General features: G+C 71.3%; 16 protein-coding genes. 10 read left to right on the top strand and 6 right to left on the bottom strand.

The window, feature by feature from the left end; genetic code table 11:
* Positions 1 to 28: 28 nt before the first annotated feature.
* Positions 29 to 376, bottom strand: coding sequence for a DUF1330 domain-containing protein (locus ACZ7L0_RS36600; protein ID WP_471246883.1), 348 nt, complete (start codon positions 374 to 376; stop codon positions 29 to 31).
* A 201-nt stretch (positions 377 to 577) separates the two neighbouring features.
* On the opposite strand from ACZ7L0_RS36600, the gene ACZ7L0_RS36595 reads away from it, so the two are divergent.
* The 6 genes from ACZ7L0_RS36595 (at position 578) to ACZ7L0_RS36570 (ending at position 6209) form a co-directional block, all read left to right on the top strand.
* Positions 578 to 1084, top strand: coding sequence for a SigE family RNA polymerase sigma factor (locus tag ACZ7L0_RS36595; RefSeq protein WP_471246882.1), 507 nt, complete (start codon positions 578 to 580; stop codon positions 1082 to 1084).
* Between the two features lie 10 nt (positions 1085 to 1094).
* A complete protein-coding gene (locus ACZ7L0_RS36590; RefSeq protein ID WP_471246881.1) occupies positions 1095 to 1616 on the top strand; it encodes a hypothetical protein in 522 nt (173 codons plus the stop codon).
* A gap of 161 nt (positions 1617 to 1777) precedes the next feature.
* Positions 1778 to 3004 carry a bifunctional glycosyltransferase family 2/GtrA family protein gene (locus ACZ7L0_RS36585; RefSeq protein WP_471246963.1) on the top strand — a complete coding sequence of 409 codons (1227 nt, stop codon included), beginning with the start codon at positions 1778 to 1780 and terminating at the stop codon, positions 3002 to 3004.
* An 8-nt stretch (positions 3005 to 3012) separates the two neighbouring features.
* Positions 3013 to 4275: a hypothetical protein gene (locus ACZ7L0_RS36580; RefSeq protein ID WP_471246880.1), complete on the top strand. Its 1263-nt coding sequence runs from the start codon at positions 3013 to 3015 to the stop codon at positions 4273 to 4275.
* A gap of 177 nt (positions 4276 to 4452) precedes the next feature.
* Positions 4453 to 5487, top strand: a complete 1035-nt coding sequence (locus ACZ7L0_RS36575; protein ID WP_471246879.1) for a permease — start codon at positions 4453 to 4455, stop codon at positions 5485 to 5487.
* The gene (locus ACZ7L0_RS36570; RefSeq protein WP_471246878.1) at positions 5484 to 6209 is read left to right on the top strand and encodes a TIGR03943 family putative permease subunit; all 726 of its coding nucleotides are present in this window, start codon (positions 5484 to 5486) and stop codon (positions 6207 to 6209) included. The genes ACZ7L0_RS36575 and ACZ7L0_RS36570 overlap by 4 nt, the downstream gene beginning before the upstream one ends.
* 35 nt (positions 6210 to 6244) lie before the next feature.
* Here the strand turns inward: ACZ7L0_RS36570 and grpE are convergent, their stop codons facing one another.
* Positions 6245 to 6823: a nucleotide exchange factor GrpE gene (gene grpE, locus ACZ7L0_RS36565; protein ID WP_471246877.1), complete on the bottom strand. Its 579-nt coding sequence runs from the start codon at positions 6821 to 6823 to the stop codon at positions 6245 to 6247.
* A 2-nt stretch (positions 6824 to 6825) separates the two neighbouring features.
* Positions 6826 to 8736, bottom strand: coding sequence for a molecular chaperone DnaK (gene dnaK / locus ACZ7L0_RS36560; RefSeq protein WP_471246876.1), 1911 nt, complete (start codon positions 8734 to 8736; stop codon positions 6826 to 6828).
* 257 nt (positions 8737 to 8993) lie between these two features.
* On the opposite strand from dnaK, the gene ACZ7L0_RS36555 reads away from it, so the two are divergent.
* The 3 genes from ACZ7L0_RS36555 (at position 8994) to ACZ7L0_RS36545 (ending at position 13985) form a co-directional block, all read left to right on the top strand.
* Positions 8994 to 10283 (top strand): hypothetical protein, encoded by a 1290-nt coding sequence (locus ACZ7L0_RS36555; protein ID WP_471246875.1) that lies wholly within the window; start codon positions 8994 to 8996, stop codon positions 10281 to 10283.
* 85 nt (positions 10284 to 10368) lie between these two features.
* Positions 10369 to 13386 carry an FG-GAP-like repeat-containing protein gene (locus ACZ7L0_RS36550; protein WP_471246874.1) on the top strand — a complete coding sequence of 1006 codons (3018 nt, stop codon included), beginning with the start codon at positions 10369 to 10371 and terminating at the stop codon, positions 13384 to 13386.
* 161 nt (positions 13387 to 13547) lie between these two features.
* Positions 13548 to 13985, top strand: a complete 438-nt coding sequence (locus tag ACZ7L0_RS36545; protein WP_471246962.1) for an SPW repeat protein — start codon at positions 13548 to 13550, stop codon at positions 13983 to 13985.
* Between the two features lie 53 nt (positions 13986 to 14038).
* Here the strand turns inward: ACZ7L0_RS36545 and ACZ7L0_RS36540 are convergent, their stop codons facing one another.
* From ACZ7L0_RS36540 to ACZ7L0_RS36530, 3 genes are all read right to left on the bottom strand, one after another.
* Positions 14039 to 14323, bottom strand: a complete 285-nt coding sequence (locus ACZ7L0_RS36540; protein ID WP_471246873.1) for a DUF7336 domain-containing protein — start codon at positions 14321 to 14323, stop codon at positions 14039 to 14041.
* Positions 14324 to 14340: 17 nt separating this feature from the next.
* Positions 14341 to 14631, bottom strand: coding sequence for a zinc-ribbon domain-containing protein (locus tag ACZ7L0_RS36535; RefSeq protein WP_471246872.1), 291 nt, complete (start codon positions 14629 to 14631; stop codon positions 14341 to 14343).
* Between the two features lie 66 nt (positions 14632 to 14697).
* Complete coding sequence (locus ACZ7L0_RS36530; protein ID WP_471246871.1) at positions 14698 to 15063, bottom strand: STAS domain-containing protein; 366 nt, start codon at positions 15061 to 15063, stop codon at positions 14698 to 14700.
* Between the two features lie 166 nt (positions 15064 to 15229).
* Between ACZ7L0_RS36530 and ACZ7L0_RS36525 the strand changes: the two genes are divergently transcribed.
* Positions 15230 to 15712 (top strand): ATP-binding protein, encoded by a 483-nt coding sequence (locus ACZ7L0_RS36525; RefSeq protein WP_471246870.1) that lies wholly within the window; start codon positions 15230 to 15232, stop codon positions 15710 to 15712.
* Positions 15713 to 15870: the final 158 nt, after the last annotated feature.

Below are 15870 nucleotides of genomic sequence, written 5' to 3'. Positions count from 1 at the left end.
CACGCTCTGCGTGTGACGTGGGTCACGACTACTCGGCGGGCAGGGACTCCCGCAGCGCCTTCGCCGTGGTGGTCGCGTCGTAGCCCTCGGGGACGCCTTCCACGAGGATGATGTCGCCCTGGATGTGCCGAGACCGCAGCGGGGCGATCGCCTGGTACGCGGGGGAGTCCCACCAGGCCCGCGCCTCGGCGATCCCGGGGAAGCCGATCACCACGACGTGCCCGGGCCAACTGCCCTCCCGTACCTCGTGCTGCGTGCCGTGGACGAGGAAACGGCCGCCGTGCGGCTCGAAGGTGGCCGTGATGCGCTCCATGTACTCGGCGATCTCCGGGTGCGGCGCGGCCTCTTGGAGGTGGGCGATGGCGTAGGCGGCCATGGGGTCCTTCCCTTCGGTCGGGTGGGTCGGCTCGGTACGTCGATGAGCGTGGCATGCGCACCCACCGGGGTCGATGACCTGTCGGGTAAGGGACCGCGGAAGGTTCGCGTGACCCGGATCACATGGCCGGAGTGCATCGCTGGGCGGGAGTCAGCGTCTTTCTCCAGGTGTAGGGGGTTGGCCGGAGCGGGGACGGTGCGGATGGAGCAGGATCGGGCCGATGGGTTCGACGGGTTCGTGGCAGCCCGTTGGTCGGCGTTGTTCCACCTCGCACGGCTCCTGGTGGGAGGTGACCGGCACCGGGCGGAGGATCTGCTCCAGGAGGCGCTGGTCAAGCTCTGGTTCGTCTGGCCCAAGATCGCGGACGAGGCCCCGGAGGCGTACGTACGCAAGGTGCTGGCGCGAGCGGCCGCCCGCTCGGCGCGCCGGCGCTGGTGGGGCGAGCGCCCGGTGGAGCAGTTGCCGGACCTGGCGGCGGCGGGTGACATGTCCGCCTCCGTGGCGGAGCGCTCGCGACTGGAGGCCGCGCTCGCCCAGTTGCCGCCGAAGCAGCGGGCCGCGGTGGTGCTGCGCTACTACCAGGACCTGTCCGAGAGACAGGTCGCCGAGGTGCTGGGGTGCCCGGTGGGCACCGCTCGATCCCATGCGTCGCGTGGCGTGGCACGGCTGCGCCGGATCCTGGCCGATGTCATCGAGCCGGTGGGGTGAAGGGGAGTCCATGGATCACTTCGAGCGGGAGCTCGCGCGCATGATGCGCGACGCCCACGAGCACACCCCCTTCAACAGCGAGCACCAGGTCCGTCTCCGGTCCCGGGTGCGGGCCCGCCGCCGTGCCCGCGCGGCACAGAAGGCGGTCGGCTCCGTCCTGGCCGTCGCCGGGCTCGGTATCGGCATCTTCCTGCTGCCCCACGACCGTGTCGAGGACAGGCCGCAGGCTCCGCTGCCGCAGCCCGTGCTGAGCCCGGCCTCCCCGAGCCCGCAGCCGTCGCCGACCTCGGAGGCGTCACCGGGCGCGACCGCCACCGAGACCCCGGCCGGCACCCCGGCCGGGACCGCCGGGACGACCTCTCCTCCCGTCACGGCACCGCCGTCGACCGGGAGTTCGTCCACGCCGTCCTCGCACCCGTCCTCGCCCAGCGCGCCACCGCCCTCCCGGACGGCACAGACGTCCAGGGCGCCCGCGACGCCGTCGAGCACGCCCACGACGGTGGAGCCGTCGGTGTCGGCGGACTCCGGATAGCCGGAGCGGCACCGCTGTCCCGACCGCCCTCGTGACCCCTGACCGCAGCACTGGCGTGCCCGACCTCGCCGCACCCTGCCGTAGACCATAAAACGGGAATCAACGTGACAAAAGCAGGCCCAAGCGCCGTGACGGACCCCCTCTCCTCGCCGGACGACTGGATGGACCGACTCCCGCTCCGCACCCCGGTGTCGGCGCACCAGCGGGAGCCCGTCCTGGACGTGGTCGTCCCGGTGTTCAACGAGGAGAGGGACCTGGAACCGAGCGTGCGGCGGCTCCACGCGCATCTGCGCGAGACCTTCCCGTACCCGTTCCGGATCACCGTCGCGGACAACGCCAGCACCGACGAGACCCCGCGGATCGCGGCCCGGCTGGCCGCCGAACTGCCCGAGGCGCAGTGGCTGCGGCTGGCCGAGAAGGGGCGGGGCCGGGCGCTGCACGCCGCGTGGTCGGCTTCGCCGGCACCGGTGCTCGCGTACCTGGACGTGGACCTGTCGACCGACCTGACGGCACTGCTGCCCCTGGTCGCGCCGTTGATCTCCGGGCACTCCGACATCGCCATCGGCACCCGCCTGGCACGCGGTTCCCGGGTGGTGCGCGGCCCCAAGCGGGAGATCATCTCCCGCTGCTACAACGTCCTGCTGCGCTCCACCCTCGCCGTGGGCTTCTCCGACGCGCAGTGCGGCTTCAAGGCGGTCCGGCGCGATGTCGCCGAGCGACTGCTGCCCCTGGTGAAGGACTCGGGGTGGTTCTTCGACACCGAGCTGCTGGTGATCGCCGAGCGGGCCGGGCTGCGGATACACGAGGTGCCGGTCGACTGGGTGGACGACCCCGACAGCCGGGTCGACATCCTCTCCACCGCACTGTCCGACCTGCGCGGCATCGCCAGGATCGGCGGGGCCCTGGCCCGGGGCACGCTGCCGATGGCCGGGCTGCGCCGGAGCGCCGACGCCGACCCGCCGGGCGCACCGGGACTGGTGGGCCAACTGCTGCGTTTCGCCGCCGTGGGAGCCGTGAGCACCGTCGCCTACGTCCTGCTGTACGCGGGGTTGCGCCCGGCTGCGGGGCCGCAGGCCGCCAACGCGCTGGCCCTGCTGGCCTGCGCGATCGCCAACACGGCCGCCAACCGGCGGCTCACCTTCGGACTGCGCGGTCGCGCCGGCGCGATGCGCCACCAGGCCAAGGGGCTGCTGGTCTTCGTGATCGGCCTGGCCCTCACCAGCGGATCACTCGCCGCCCTGCACCACGTGGCACCCGGGGCGGCGCGCCCCACGGAGGTCGGGGTGCTCGTCGCCGCCAACCTGGCCGCCACCCTCCTGCGCTTCCTGCTCTTCCGGGCCTGGGTGTTCCCCGCCCGCCGCCGCGGGACGGGAGCCCGGGCCATATGAACCCCACGATGACGCCGGCCGCCGGCCCCGGCACCGGCTCGCCCGAGTCCCAGCCCCACATCACCGGCCCCGGCCGGGACCAGGGTTCGCCCCTGCGCCGTACGGCCCGGCAGTACGTCCCCGTGCTCGCGCTCTACGGCGTGCTGAAGCTCATCGGCTTCCTGGTCTTCATGTACCTGCTGGACTCCTCCGGGGACTTCCGGAAGAAAAACCCGCGCTTCGGCGGCGGCGCCCACACCTGGGACGTACTGGCCAGCTGGGACGGCTGGTGGTACCAGCAGGTCGCCGAACACGGCTACCACCCCGCGCTGGTCGAGGTTCCCGGAGCCACCGGGCTGATCACCCTCGAAGGCAACTCGGCGGCGTTCTTCCCGCTCTACCCCGCGACGATGCGGCTCGTCTCCGAATGCACGGGACTCGGCCTGTACGGCGCCGGCATGCTGGTCTCGGTCGTCGCCTCGTTCGTCGCCGCCCTCGGCATCTACGCCGTCACCGCCCGGTTCGGCGGCAGACGGGCCGGGCTCGCCGCGGCCGGGCTGTGGGCCGTCTGGCCCGGCTCCGGCATGGAGTGGTCGGCCTACTCGGAGTCCCTCTACGTCGCCCTCGCCGTCTGGGCCTGTCACGCCGTCATCAGCCATCGATGGCTCACCGCCGGGGTCCTCACCTTCACCGCCGGCCTCAACCGCCCGACCGCCGCCGCGCTCATCGCGGCCCTGGCCGTGGCCGCGCTGCTCGCCGTGGTCCGCCGCCAGGACCACTTCGCGCGCCCGCTGACCGCGACACTGATCGCCCCGCTCGGCCTGGCCGGCTACCTGCTCTGGGTCGGTCACCGGATGGGCGAATACGGCGGCTACTTCGCACTCCAGAAGGGCGCCTGGGCCCACACCTTCGACTACGGCGAACAGACCCTGGACGTCTTCACCTCCGTCGCGGTGGGCCACTACGACTACCTCTTCGCGTTCCCGTTCGAGGACACCATCGGCGTGGGCGTCGTCCTGCTGGGCCTGCTCCTGATCCCCCTCCTCATCCACCTGCGCCCCCCGGCCGTCCTGACCGTCTACACCCTCCTCACCTTCGCCCTGGTCCTGGGCAGCCAGCAGATATTCGGCAACGTCTCCCGCTATCTGCTCCCGTGCTTCCCGCTCTTCATCCCGCTCGCCGTCGCGATGCGCGGCCTGCGCCGGCGCCTGCTGTGCACGCTGCTCGGCATCGCCGCGATGGCTTCGGGGTCGTACGCGGGCTACGTGCTCTTCGAAGCGGGGGTTCCGTAGGGAAGCGGCCCCTTTCCGAACGGCGTCCCCCGGCCGTCCTCCCCGCGCTGCTCCCCGCTCACGGCGCTCAGTCCGTGGGGCGTGCGAGGCGGCCATTCGTGTGCGGCGGCGTGTGCGTCCGGCGTGGGCCGGGGCGCTGGCTTATCTTCGCCAGAACATCCGACATCCGGAGTAAAAATGCATAAAACGGATGAACTGGTTGATGTGAGAGGCGAGGTACCGGCCCCGCCGACCGCCGCCCCGGCGCGCCGAGTCACGCTCCCGCGGGCGTACACCGTCGGCGTCGTGAGCGCCGCCGGCCTCGCGGCGGTCCTGGCGCTCACCGGCCTCCAGTGGCTGAACCACCCGGCCGTGGCGGCCTGGCGTACGGTCTGCCTGGCCATCACCGTCCAGGCGCTGCCCTTCCTCCTCCTCGGTACGGCCCTGTCCGGGGCGATCAACGCCTTCGTGCCGGCCGACCTGTTCACCAAGGTGCTGCCCAGGCGTCCCGCGCTCGCCGTCCCGGTGGCCGGTGCCGCCGGGGCCGTCCTGCCGGGCTGCGAGTGCGCCTCCGTACCGGTCGCGAACAGCCTGATCCGGCGTGGTGTCACCCCGGCCGCCGCCTTCGCCTTCCTCCTCTCGGCGCCCGCGATCAACCCGATCGTGCTGACGGCCACCGCGGTCGCCTTCCCCGGCAACCCCGCCATGGTCGTGGCCCGGCTGCTCGCCTCGCTCGCCACCGCCGCCGTGATGGGCTGGCTGTGGCTCTGGCTGGGGCGCGAGGAATGGCTGCGGCCCACCGTCCGGCACACCGGCCACCACCCGGGCCACAGCCGATGGCGGGAGTTCCGCCTCGGTGTCCAGCACGACTTCCTGCACGCGGGCGGCTACCTCGTCCTCGGCGCCATGGCCGCCGCCACCTTCAACGTCGCGGTGCCGCGTTCCGTCCTCGACGCCTTCACCGGCTCGCCCTGGCTGTCGGTGCTGTTCCTGGCCGCGCTCGCCGTGCTGCTGGCGGTCTGCTCGGAGGCCGACGCCTTCGTCGCCGCCTCGCTCAGCGGGTTCTCGCCGACCGCCCGGCTGGCCTTCCTGGTCGTCGGGCCGATGGTCGACCTGAAGCTGATCGCCCTCCAGATCGGTACCTTCGGCAGAGCCTTCGCGCTCCGCTTCTCCACGGCGACGGCGCTGGTGGCCGTCGCCGCGAGCGTCCTGATCGGAGGCGCACTGCTGTGAAGCGCACCGTGGGGGCACTCCTGCTCGTCCTGACCGGCCTCGGCCTGCTGCACGCGGCCCTCTTCACCGACCTCTACCTGCGCTACGTCAAGGAGGGCCTGCGCCCCCCGCTGATCGCCTCCGGTGTCCTGCTCCTGCTGCTGGGACTGGCGGGCGCGGCGGTCCGCGAACACACCGGGGACGACGGGCACGCGCACGGCCACGACCACTCAGCCACGCCCCGGATCGCCTGGCTGCTCTTCCTCCCCGCCCTCAGCCTGCTCTTCCACGCGCCTCCCGCCCTGGGCGCGTACACGGCGGCGCGGGCGAACGACAAGGCCGTGACGGAGGCGAAGCGGTTCGAGCCGCTGCCCGGCAGCTCCCCCGTGTCCCTGACCCTCACGGACTTCACCGCCCGGGTACAGCAGGACCGCGAGCAGGGCATCAGGGGCCGTGACATCCGCATGACCGGCTTCGTCACCCCGGCCGGGCCGGGCGGCGGCTGGTATCTGACCCGGATCATCTTCACCTGCTGCGCGGCGGACTCCCAGTCGGTCAAGGTGCGGGTGTACGGGACTCCCGCCCCGCCCGCCAACACCTGGGTGTCCGTCACCGGAACCTGGCACCCCCGGGGCACGCTCGGCACCCGATCCGCGCCCGCGGCCCTCGACGCACACCGCGTCCAGCGCGTCCCCCAGCCCGTCAACGCCTACACGGACGACCTCCCGCTCACACCCTCGTGACGCCGGCGCGGGAGCCGGGTCTCCTGCGACCGGCGTCAGCGATGCGGTGACGCGGGCCAGGCCGGCCGGCACGTGCGGGTGGGGCGGGCGGAGTGCTCCACGAGCTCGCCGTTCTCCTGCGCCGGCCGGAGCCGGGAGGGCCGCACCGGTCGGTTTCGCGGTGCCGGGGGCGGTCCGGTGACCTCCACGTGGGCCGGGCGCAGCAGCTGGTCGCCGAGGCGGTAGCCGGGGCGGAGGACCGCCGTGCAGACCAGCCGGTCGGCGTCCTGGGAGACATGGTGGGTGAGGGCCTCGTGGCGGGTCGGGTCGAACTCGTCGCCCACCTCCCCGAACGCCACCAGCCCCAGGGCGCCGGCCTGGCTCTCCAGTGTGTCGGCGATGTCCTTCAGTCCCGGTGTCATCGGTTCGTGCGTGCGGGCGCGGTCCACGGCGTCCAGCGCGGGCAGCAGGGCGGCGAGCACGTTGGCCGCCGCGATCTCGCGCACGGCCAGACGGTCGCGCCGTACCCGTTTGCGGTAGTTGTCGTACTCGGCCTTGACCCGCTGCAGGTCCGCGGTGCGCTCCTGCAGCAGGCGCTCCAGTTCCTCGGCACTCCGCGGCCGGCTCAGGTCCATCGTCAGCCCGCCCTGTCGTCCTTGTCGTCCTTGTGGTCCCTGCGGTCCCGGTCGTCGTCGACGATCTCGGCGTCCACCACGTCTTCGTCCGGCTCGGACGGCCCGGGGGTTCCGGTGGCCCCGGACGCTCCGGACGCCCCGGCCCCCTGTGCCGCCTGCCCGGCGGCCGCCCGCTCGTACAGTGCCGTGCCGATCTTCTGCGCGGCCTGCGCGGCACGGTCCAGGGCCTGCCGGATCGCCGTCGTGTCCTCGCCCTTCAGCTTCTCCTTCAGGTCGGCGAGCGCGGCCTCCACCTCGCTTCTCACCTCGCCCGGCACGTTCTCCGGGTTCTCCCTGAGCAGCTTCTCGGTCTGGTACACGAGCTGTTCCGCCTGGTTCCGCGTCTCGGCCGCCTCGCGCCGCTCGCGGTCCTCCTGGGCGTGCTGCTCGGCCTCGCGGACCATCTGGTCGATGTCGTCCCGCGGCAGGGCCGAGCCGCCGGTCACCGTCATCCGCTGCTCCTTGCCCGTGCCGAGGTCCTTCGCGGACACGTGCATGATCCCGTTGGCGTCGATGTCGAAGGCGACCTCGATCTGCGGCACCCCGCGCGGGGCGGGCGCGAGGCCGGTCAGCTCGAACATGCCGAGCTTCTTGTTGTACGCGGCGATCTCCCGCTCGCCCTGGTAGACCTGGATGGTCACCGACGGCTGGTTGTCCTCGGCGGTGGTGAAGATCTCCGAACGCCGGGTCGGGATGGTCGTGTTCCGCTCGATGAGCCTGGTCATGATGCCGCCCTTGGTCTCGATGCCCAGGGACAGCGGGGTGACGTCGAGCAGCAGGACGTCCTTGACCTCGCCCTTGAGCACACCGGCCTGCAGGGACGCGCCCACGGCCACGACCTCGTCCGGGTTGACGCCCTTGTGCGGGTCCTTGCCGGTCAGCTCCCTGACCAGCTCCGTCACGGCGGGCATACGCGTCGAGCCGCCGACCAGGACCACATGGTCGATGTCCGACAGCTTGATCCCGGCGTCCTTGATCGCGTTGTGGAACGGCCCCTTGCAGCGGTCGAGCAGCCCGCTCGTGAGCTGCTGGAACTGGGCGCGGGTGAGCTTCTCCTCCAGGTGCAGCGGGCCCTCGGCGGAGGCCGTGACGTACGGCAGGTTGATCGTGGTCTCCGACGAGCTGGACAGCTCGATCTTGGCCTTCTCGGCGGCCTCCCGCAGCCGCTGCACGGCCATCTTGTCCCTGCTCAGGTCCACGCCGTAGTTGTTCTTGAACTGCTGGACCAGATGGTCGACGATCCGCTGGTCCCAGTCGTCGCCGCCGAGATGCGTGTCGCCGTTGGTGGCCTTCACCTCGATGACGCCCTCGCCCATCTCCAGCAGGGAGACGTCGAAGGTGCCGCCGCCGAGGTCGAAGACGAGCACGGTCTGGTCGTTCTCCTTGTCCAGCCCGTACGCCAGCGCCGCGGCCGTCGGCTCGTTGACGATCCGCAGGACGTTCAGGCCGGCGATCTCGCCCGCCTCCTTGGTCGCCTGCCGCTGCGCGTCGTCGAAGTAGGCGGGGACGGTGATCACGGCGTCGGCGACGTCCTCGCCGAGGTACGCCTCCGCGTCCCGCTTCAGCTTCTGCAGCACGCGCGCGGAGACTTCCTGGGCGGTGTACCGCTTGCCGTCGATGTCGCCCTGATCGGGGAACCGCCAGCCGTGGTCGCCCATGTGCCGCTTGACGGAGCGCGCGGTGCGCTCGACGTTCGTCACGGCCTGCCGCTTCGCGACCTCGCCGACCAGCACCTCGCCGTTCTTGGCGAAGGCCACGACCGACGGGGTGGTCCGCGCGCCTTCCGTGTTGGTGATGACGGTGGGCTCGCCGCCCTCGAGGACCGCGACCACCGAGTTCGTCGTACCGAGGTCGATGCCGACCGAGCGCGCCATCCGCGTACTCCCTCCACCCGCCGCCTGTGGGTGCCTCCATTCTCCCGCCATCTCCGCAACCCGCGCGACCTGGGGTTTCGAGCCCGAGTTGCCTCATAACACGAAGAGAACTTGAGCGCCTACCTGTCAACCCTGGCCGCATGGAACTGATCCGTCGTCACATACAACCCTCCGGTCCCGGTAATGGTCTCCTGTGCGGGAACTCGCGTTCCCGCCTCGTTCGACCGTTCGTAGCCGCCGATTCACTCAGAGGATCCATGTTCCCCACCGCTTCCGGCCTCCGTTCACTCCGACAGACCGCCGGCGCGCTCGGCGCCGTCGCCCTGGTCGCGCTGGGTGCCGCGCCCGCCGCAGCCGACGACGCGAAGCCCGGCCTGGTCCTGGGAAAGATCGCCGCGTTCGACGGCGTGAAGCCGGGCAGCGACCTCCAGGTGCCGGCCACCTTCACGAACACCGGGACCGAGGCGCTCGGCAAGGTCTGGATGGCGTACTCCGTCACGCGCGGGCTGAGCCACACCGAAGTGCCCTCCAACTGCCTGCGCTACGAGATCTCCTCCTTCGACGAGGCACCGAGCTACTCCGACGTGGTCTGCGAGTTCGACCAGACGGTGAAGCCCGGCGTCGTCTACGCGCCCGAGAAGTCCCTGACGCTGAAGGTCCTCGACCATGCCCTGTACGACCGGCTCCGGGTGACGGTCGCCAATTACGACGCCGCCCCCGGTGACGGCGCCGACGAACCCGTCCGCGGAACCGGTCCCGCCGTGAAGCTGGTCGAGCGGCCCCAGGACACCCCGGCCGCGCCGGGCAGCGCCGAACGCCCCGACTGGGACGGGGCGACGGTGCCCGTCACCGCGGCGAACACGGCCGACTTCCAGGTGACGGGAGCACGGCTGAAGGGCCGGGTGGGGGACACGGTCGCCATGGACGTGAAGCTGACCAACGCCGGTCCGGGGTGGGTGCTGAGGGACCTCGGCGTCCCGGCGACGAAGGTGCAGATCAAGATGCCGGCCGGTACGACGGTGGCCAAGGCCGGTGGCGCCTGCAAGAGCGTGGGGTCCGGGAGCTACGACTGCGGCACCTACCAGTCCTGGCTCGACGAGGGCGATGGGATGACCTACAGCTTCAAGCTGAAGATCGCCAAGAAGGTGGCGGGGGCCAAGGGCTCCGTGGCGCTCGCGGGAGAGCCCCGGCCGTTCGACACCGTCAAGGCGAACGACACGGCCGCCATCGAACTCGACGTCGCCGGTGGCGGGTCGACGGGCGGTGGGTCGACGGGCGGCGGGAACGGCGGCGCGACGGCTTCCCCCTCCGCTTCCGCCACCGCGTCCACCGGCGGCTCCGGCTCCACGGGCGGCTCCTCCACCGGGGGCGGTTCGTCGACGGCCGGTTCCTCGACCACCGGATCGTCGGGCTCCTCTTCCACCGGGGGCGGCCTGGCGAGCACCGGCTCCGGTTCCACTCTGCCCGTGGCGGGCGCGGCGGCCGCGGCGGTCGTCGTGGGCACGGGCGCCGTCCTGGTGGTACGCCGACGCGTGAATCGACGCTAACGGCTGCGACACGCGTACGACTAAGGGATTCTGTACACCCATCTCAGGGGGAACCGTGCCTCAAGGGCACCATCGGGCGACGCGCGTGGGGAGCGCCGTCGCCACCGCTCTCGCTCTCACCACGGGTATGGCGGTGTCGCTGTCCGCGCCCGCGTACGCCACCGCCGCCGATGTCGCGATACCGGCGCCCGACGCCAGTGCCGACCGTGAGGTCAAGGTGCTGGCGAGCACCCTCAACGGCGTGCTCTACCAGGAGGAGGGCACCGACGGCTATGTGTGGAGCGAGACCGGGAAGGCCGTGACGGCGCTGGGCGGTGTACCGGCGGAGTCCATCGTCCCCATGTACGACGACTACAGCCGGGTCGCCTACCGCACCACCGACGACGACGGCGACACCACGTTCGTCTGGGTGCGGCTGACCGACAACACCACGAGCACCTTCACGGTGCCGAGCGGTTACGAACACCCGCGGCTGAGCGGCGGCTTCGTGCTGGTGTCGCACCAACTCCAGGACGACTCCCACGAGATGAGGGTCGTCCGGCCCGACAGCACGGGCGGTATGTACGACACCCAGGTGCAACTGCCCGCGGGCGCCACGGCGGAAGCCGAACCGGAGATCCTCGCGAGTGACAACCGCTACTTCATCGTCCGGTACCAGAAGGACGGCCAGGCCGCCTACGGGATCGTCGACGGCGTCTCGGGCGGTGTCACGCCGCTCCAGGTGACCGGCGAGGCGAGCAGCTTCCGGCTGACCGACAAGTGGGTGTCGTGGTTCTCCCGGGAGGGCGGGGACGGGATACGGATCAGGGCACGCGCCAGCGCGGGCGGCGCCCCCGGTGTCCGGACCGTGGCGACGCAGTCCCCGGACAGCGAGGTCACCTCGTTCGTGGTGGGCGACAACCTGCTGTGGTACGAGGGCTCCGGCGGCCCGCTGCACACGCAGTCGCTGAGCGGGGAGCCGGGCGTGGCCCTGGCCGACCTGGAGTGGGCCGCCCAGACCGGGGAGTCGGTGACCGCGGTCGGACGGGCCACCGCCGGCGGCTCGCGTGCCGTCCACCGGCTCAGCCAGGACGGCAACGGCGCGGTCTCCGCCGGGACGCTGCACACGGTGCCGCCGGTCCACTACGACGGCGCGGTCGGCGCGCTGAGCCTGGACCGGGGCACCGTACGCCTCCTCAACTCCGTCCATGACACGCGTACGCTCCACGGCCAGGACATCGGCCTCGGACTGAGCCCCGCCACCGGGGGCTCCCTGACCCCCACCGCCACCTCCGCCACCACCGGCGCGGGCCGTTTCGCCGACGGCGGCGACGAAGGCCTCGCCCAGCTGACCACCGACCCCGGCAACGGCAAGGACGTCCTCACCACCGCCGACGCCCCGGACGGCGACGTGCCGCTGCCGGCCGCCGACGGCCGGATCCTCGACGTCTCCCCGCAGTACGTGCTGTACGCGAGCGCGAGCGGCACCGGCAAGCGGTACGTCGTGGACATCACCTCCGGCACCGTCGTGCGCGAACTGCCGGCGCAGGCGAGCGCCCTCGACTACGCCACCCTGTGGACCCCGTCCACCGCCGGCACGGTCACCGCGACCAGCCTGCGCACCGGCAAGACCCTGCGCACCGTCGACGTCGGCTCCGGCTGCGTCCCCGACGACCTGCGCACCAACGGCACGCTGCTCTACTGGAGCTGCACCGCCCAGAACAAGGCCGGGATCAAGAACCTCGCCACGGGCGTGGGGCAGACGTACACCGCCCCCGTCGGTGACGTGCTCCTCGGCGACAACTTCTACGGCTACTACGACCCCGCCACGCGGTCGATCCGGCTGAGGGAGGTCATCAACGACGTCAACTACCCCATCCGGGACATCACCGGCGTCGCGGCCACGACGGCCGACGACACCCGGGGCGTCACCTGGACGGTCGACCGCCGTTCCAACAAGATCGCCTACCTGGACGCGGACAGCACCGTCCACGTCGTCAGCGCCCAGAACGGCATCGACCAGTCGTCCAGGCTCGCCGCGCCCGACTCCACGGCCCCGTCGTCCTTCGCGGCCGGCGGCGGCGCGGCACGGTGGGAGGGGCGGTGGTGGCTGTCCAAGCCCGCCGCCTCCTGGCAGGTCACCCTCAAGAGCAACACCACCGGCGCCGTGCTGCGCACCTGGAAGGGCGGCGAGACCCGCAGCACCGTGCGGGTCTCCTGGGACGGCAGAAGCCAGGCGGACGGCACTCTGGTGCCGAACGGCTCGTACACCTGGACCCTCACCGCCGTCCCGGCCGACGGCGCCGGCGCCTCGCTGTCCACCACCGGCACCGTCGACGTGACCGGTGCCGCGGCCGTCCGGCGCGACCACGCCGGCTCCGACGGCATCGGTGACCTGCTGACCCTCAACTCCTCCGGCAGCCTCACCATCCAGAAGGGCGACCGCGCGGGCGGCTTCTCGGGCAAGGTCTCCGCGTCCGGCTGGGCGACCTCCGTCAAGGCCGTCCCGTTCGGCGACCTGAACGGCGACCGCTGCAACGACGTACTGGTGCGCTTCAGCAGCGGCACCCTGCGCGCGTACCGCCCCGGCTGCGGCAAGGCCGTGACCACCTCGACCGCGTACACCTCGCTGGGCACCGGCTTCGACCAGTACGACGTGCTGACCTCGCCGGGTGACGTCACCGGGGACGGACGGGCGGACCTGATCGCCCGGAACACATCGACGGGCACGGTCTACCTGTACAAGGCGACCAGCGCCGGGAAGCTGTCGTCGCGGGTGAAGCTGTACGCCGACTGGAGGGGCTACAAGAAGATCGTCGGCGTCGGCGACCTCAACGGCGACGGCTACGGCGATCTGCTCGCCCAGGACAAGTCCAACGAACTGTGGCGCTACAACGGCACCGCGTCGGGCACCTTCAAGGCCCGCGTGAAGGTCTTCGACGACTGGGGCTCGTCCTACAACCTCGTGGTCGGCGTCGGTGACATCACCGGCGACGGCAAGGCCGACCTGGTCTCCCGTGACACATCCGGCACCCTGTGGCGCAACAACGGCGACGGCAAGGGCTCCTTCGGCGGCCGCACGAAGATCTCCACCGGCTGGGGCGGGTACAAGGGCGTCTTCTGAGCCAGGCGGCGAAGCGGCCATCCGGACGTGCCGGCCTCCCCAGCGAGGACGGCACATCCGGATGGTTCGACCTCCGGGAGGCAGGGGTACCCGTGGGTGGCCAGACACCGAGCCGGAGATTCCCGGAGGTGATGGGAGTGACAACCTCTCCCGGATCGGCGATGGAGACCCATCCCGACATCATCGCCATGCGCAACCGTCACGAGATGGCGGAGCGCGCTGCCAGCACTCCCAGGGCACAGGCCGTCGAGGCCATGGCCCTTCTCACCGGCGTGTACCTGGCGGCCTCCCCGTGGATCGCGGGGTTCAGCAACCTGTCCACGCTGGCGGTCAACAACCTGATCGTCGGCATCTCCTACGCACTGCTGATGAGCGGTGGCTTCGGCCGCGCCTACGAGCGCACGCACAGCATGGCGTGGGCCTCCTGCGCCCTGGGCGCGTGGACGATCATCGCGCCGTGGGTCGTCGCGGGTGACGTCAGCACCACCAGGACGATCGTGAACAACGTCATCGTCGGTGTCATCGGCCTCCTGCTGGCCCTGGCCGCCGGCGCCGCCGCCGGTACGAAGCAGCGGTCGCGGACCGGACCCGCCATGTGACACCCGCGGTCGCGCCCTGCCACCCCGGTCCGGACCTCCGGGCCGGGGCGCTCTCAGTCACCGGCGAGCACACGCACGAAACCCTCGGTCCACGCGTCCTCGTCGAGCGTGTGCTCCTCGATGACGAAGCACTCGGGCTCGTCGGCGAAACCCGGCAGTAGCCGCGCCCGGCGCAGGCGCCCCTCGGCCTTGTCGCGGGTGGAGTAGACCCCGAGCAGCTTGGCGTCGTCGCCGTCCTGCTCATCGATGTGCACGGTCTCGCCATCGACGTGCAGGGTCGTACCGCCGTCACCGGCTTCGTTCTGGTGTCCGACGTGCCACAACAGATAGATCATCATGGCGAAGGACTCGCGCCTCAGGACTGGTACGGCTGCTGCTGCGGCTGGCCGTAGGTCTGGCCGCCCTGACCGCTCGCGGCCTGTGCCTGCAGCTGCTCCGCCTGCTCCTTGGTCACCTTCTGCTCCGCACCGCAGAAGGTGCACTGGGTGGTGTACTTCGTCGAGATCGGGAACAACGGCACGAAGAACAGCGTGAACTTGGTGACGCGCTTCCGAAGCGTGTGCGCGGAGGGATTGCCGCAATGCCCGCACACCAGCGTCAGTATCGCGAGCTGGTACAGGTATCCCCTGGTCCCGAAGATGATCACGCTGTTCGTCCTTCCCTGGTCGGTACTCCCGGTACAGTACCGGCCCGCCCCACCTGGGCGCCGGGCTCAATTCTCCAGTGCCTGCCGCAGGGTGGCGTAGCAGGGGATGAGGGCGTCGATGCCCACCAGTTGCATGACCCGTACGACGGCGTCCCGCGGCCCGGCCAGACGCAGCCAGCCGTCGGCGTCCTCGGTGGCCTGATGGGCGGTGATGAGGGTGTTGATGCCGCTGGAGTCCATGAAGGTCACGCCACTGAGATCGATCACCGTACGCGGCCGCGCGGCGTCGCCGGGCGGCAGCAGGGCCTGACCCAGGTGGTCGCGGACGGTGTGGTCGATCTGGCCCTGGAGGGTGACGACGCGGATGCCGTCGACGGTCGAGTGGCCGATCACCAGTTGGCCGGACCGTGCTGCTTTCCGGGTGTCTGTCACCGTCTTCTCACCAACCTGCGCGCTGATATATCGACAAGGGCCAGAACTGCGTCAGTAGCCTGCCCCGATGCTACGAGGACATACACCCGTCCAGCCCTCTCCGGCGACGCGAGGCATATGACGTTCTCTTCCGGGTAGACGCACGCGCGTGGACGGGGGAATGTACATGGACCCAGTGGACTCGGCGCCTGGCGGTGAGGCCGTGAGAGGTGCCGACCTGATACAGGACATCATCGCTCTGGACGGCGACGGCAACTGCATCGCCGAGGCCCGGCACCGTGCGGCCGACTTCCTCATCCGTGTCCAGGCGGTGTACGGGCTGCCGGTGTCCGACCGGGCCATGGACCTGACCCAGCTGGTGGTCAGCGAGCTGGTCACCAACGCCCGTAAATACGCTCCCGGCCCGGTGCTGATGGAGCTGCGCATCGCCGGGGCGACGGTGGAAGTGATGGTGTGGGACAGCGACCCGGTCCTGCCGGTGGCGCGGGCCGCCGACCCGGGCCGGGTCGGCCAGCACGGGCTGGAGATCGTCATGGCCGTCGCCCAGGGCTTCGAGGTGCAGCGCGAGCCGGTCGGCAAGCGCATCACCGCCCGGATCGCCCTGCCCGACGACCCCGGCGGCGCGGTCGCCGGCCGCCGCCCTCATTAGGGCCTGTCCGGCAACCTCGACACCCCGGCCCTCGGTGCACGGCGCTCGCCAACCGACCTGCTCGGGTGGGGTGTTCGCGAAGGTTGAGGAGGACATGTAAAGATGCCCTCGCCCGGTGTCCGACCAACCCGGGCGAGGAGAATCCCAGTGAGATCAAG

This window comes from Streptomyces sp. NPDC039424 (assembly GCF_055639495.1).
This window is presented reverse-complemented; position numbering and strand designations above follow the sequence as displayed.

What these genes read in the sequence shown, in the direction of transcription:
- ACZ7L0_RS36600 (WP_471246883.1), bottom strand. Translation starts at nt 376, where the DNA reads ATGGCCGCCTACGCCATCGCCCACCTCCAAGAGGCCGCGCCGCACCCG.
- ACZ7L0_RS36595 (WP_471246882.1), top strand. Translation starts at nt 578, where the DNA reads ATGGAGCAGGATCGGGCCGATGGGTTCGACGGGTTCGTGGCAGCCCGT.
- ACZ7L0_RS36590 (WP_471246881.1), top strand. Translation starts at nt 1,095, where the DNA reads ATGGATCACTTCGAGCGGGAGCTCGCGCGCATGATGCGCGACGCCCAC.
- ACZ7L0_RS36585 (WP_471246963.1), top strand. Translation starts at nt 1,778, where the DNA reads ATGGACCGACTCCCGCTCCGCACCCCGGTGTCGGCGCACCAGCGGGAG.
- ACZ7L0_RS36580 (WP_471246880.1), top strand. Translation starts at nt 3,013, where the DNA reads ATGACGCCGGCCGCCGGCCCCGGCACCGGCTCGCCCGAGTCCCAGCCC.
- ACZ7L0_RS36575 (WP_471246879.1), top strand. Translation starts at nt 4,453, where the DNA reads ATGCATAAAACGGATGAACTGGTTGATGTGAGAGGCGAGGTACCGGCC.
- grpE (WP_471246877.1), bottom strand. Translation starts at nt 6,823, where the DNA reads ATGGACCTGAGCCGGCCGCGGAGTGCCGAGGAACTGGAGCGCCTGCTG.
- dnaK (WP_471246876.1), bottom strand. Translation starts at nt 8,736, where the DNA reads ATGGCGCGCTCGGTCGGCATCGACCTCGGTACGACGAACTCGGTGGTC.
- ACZ7L0_RS36555 (WP_471246875.1), top strand. Translation starts at nt 8,994, where the DNA reads ATGTTCCCCACCGCTTCCGGCCTCCGTTCACTCCGACAGACCGCCGGC.
- ACZ7L0_RS36545 (WP_471246962.1), top strand. Translation starts at nt 13,548, where the DNA reads ATGGAGACCCATCCCGACATCATCGCCATGCGCAACCGTCACGAGATG.
- ACZ7L0_RS36540 (WP_471246873.1), bottom strand. Translation starts at nt 14,323, where the DNA reads ATGATGATCTATCTGTTGTGGCACGTCGGACACCAGAACGAAGCCGGT.
- ACZ7L0_RS36525 (WP_471246870.1), top strand. Translation starts at nt 15,230, where the DNA reads ATGGACCCAGTGGACTCGGCGCCTGGCGGTGAGGCCGTGAGAGGTGCC.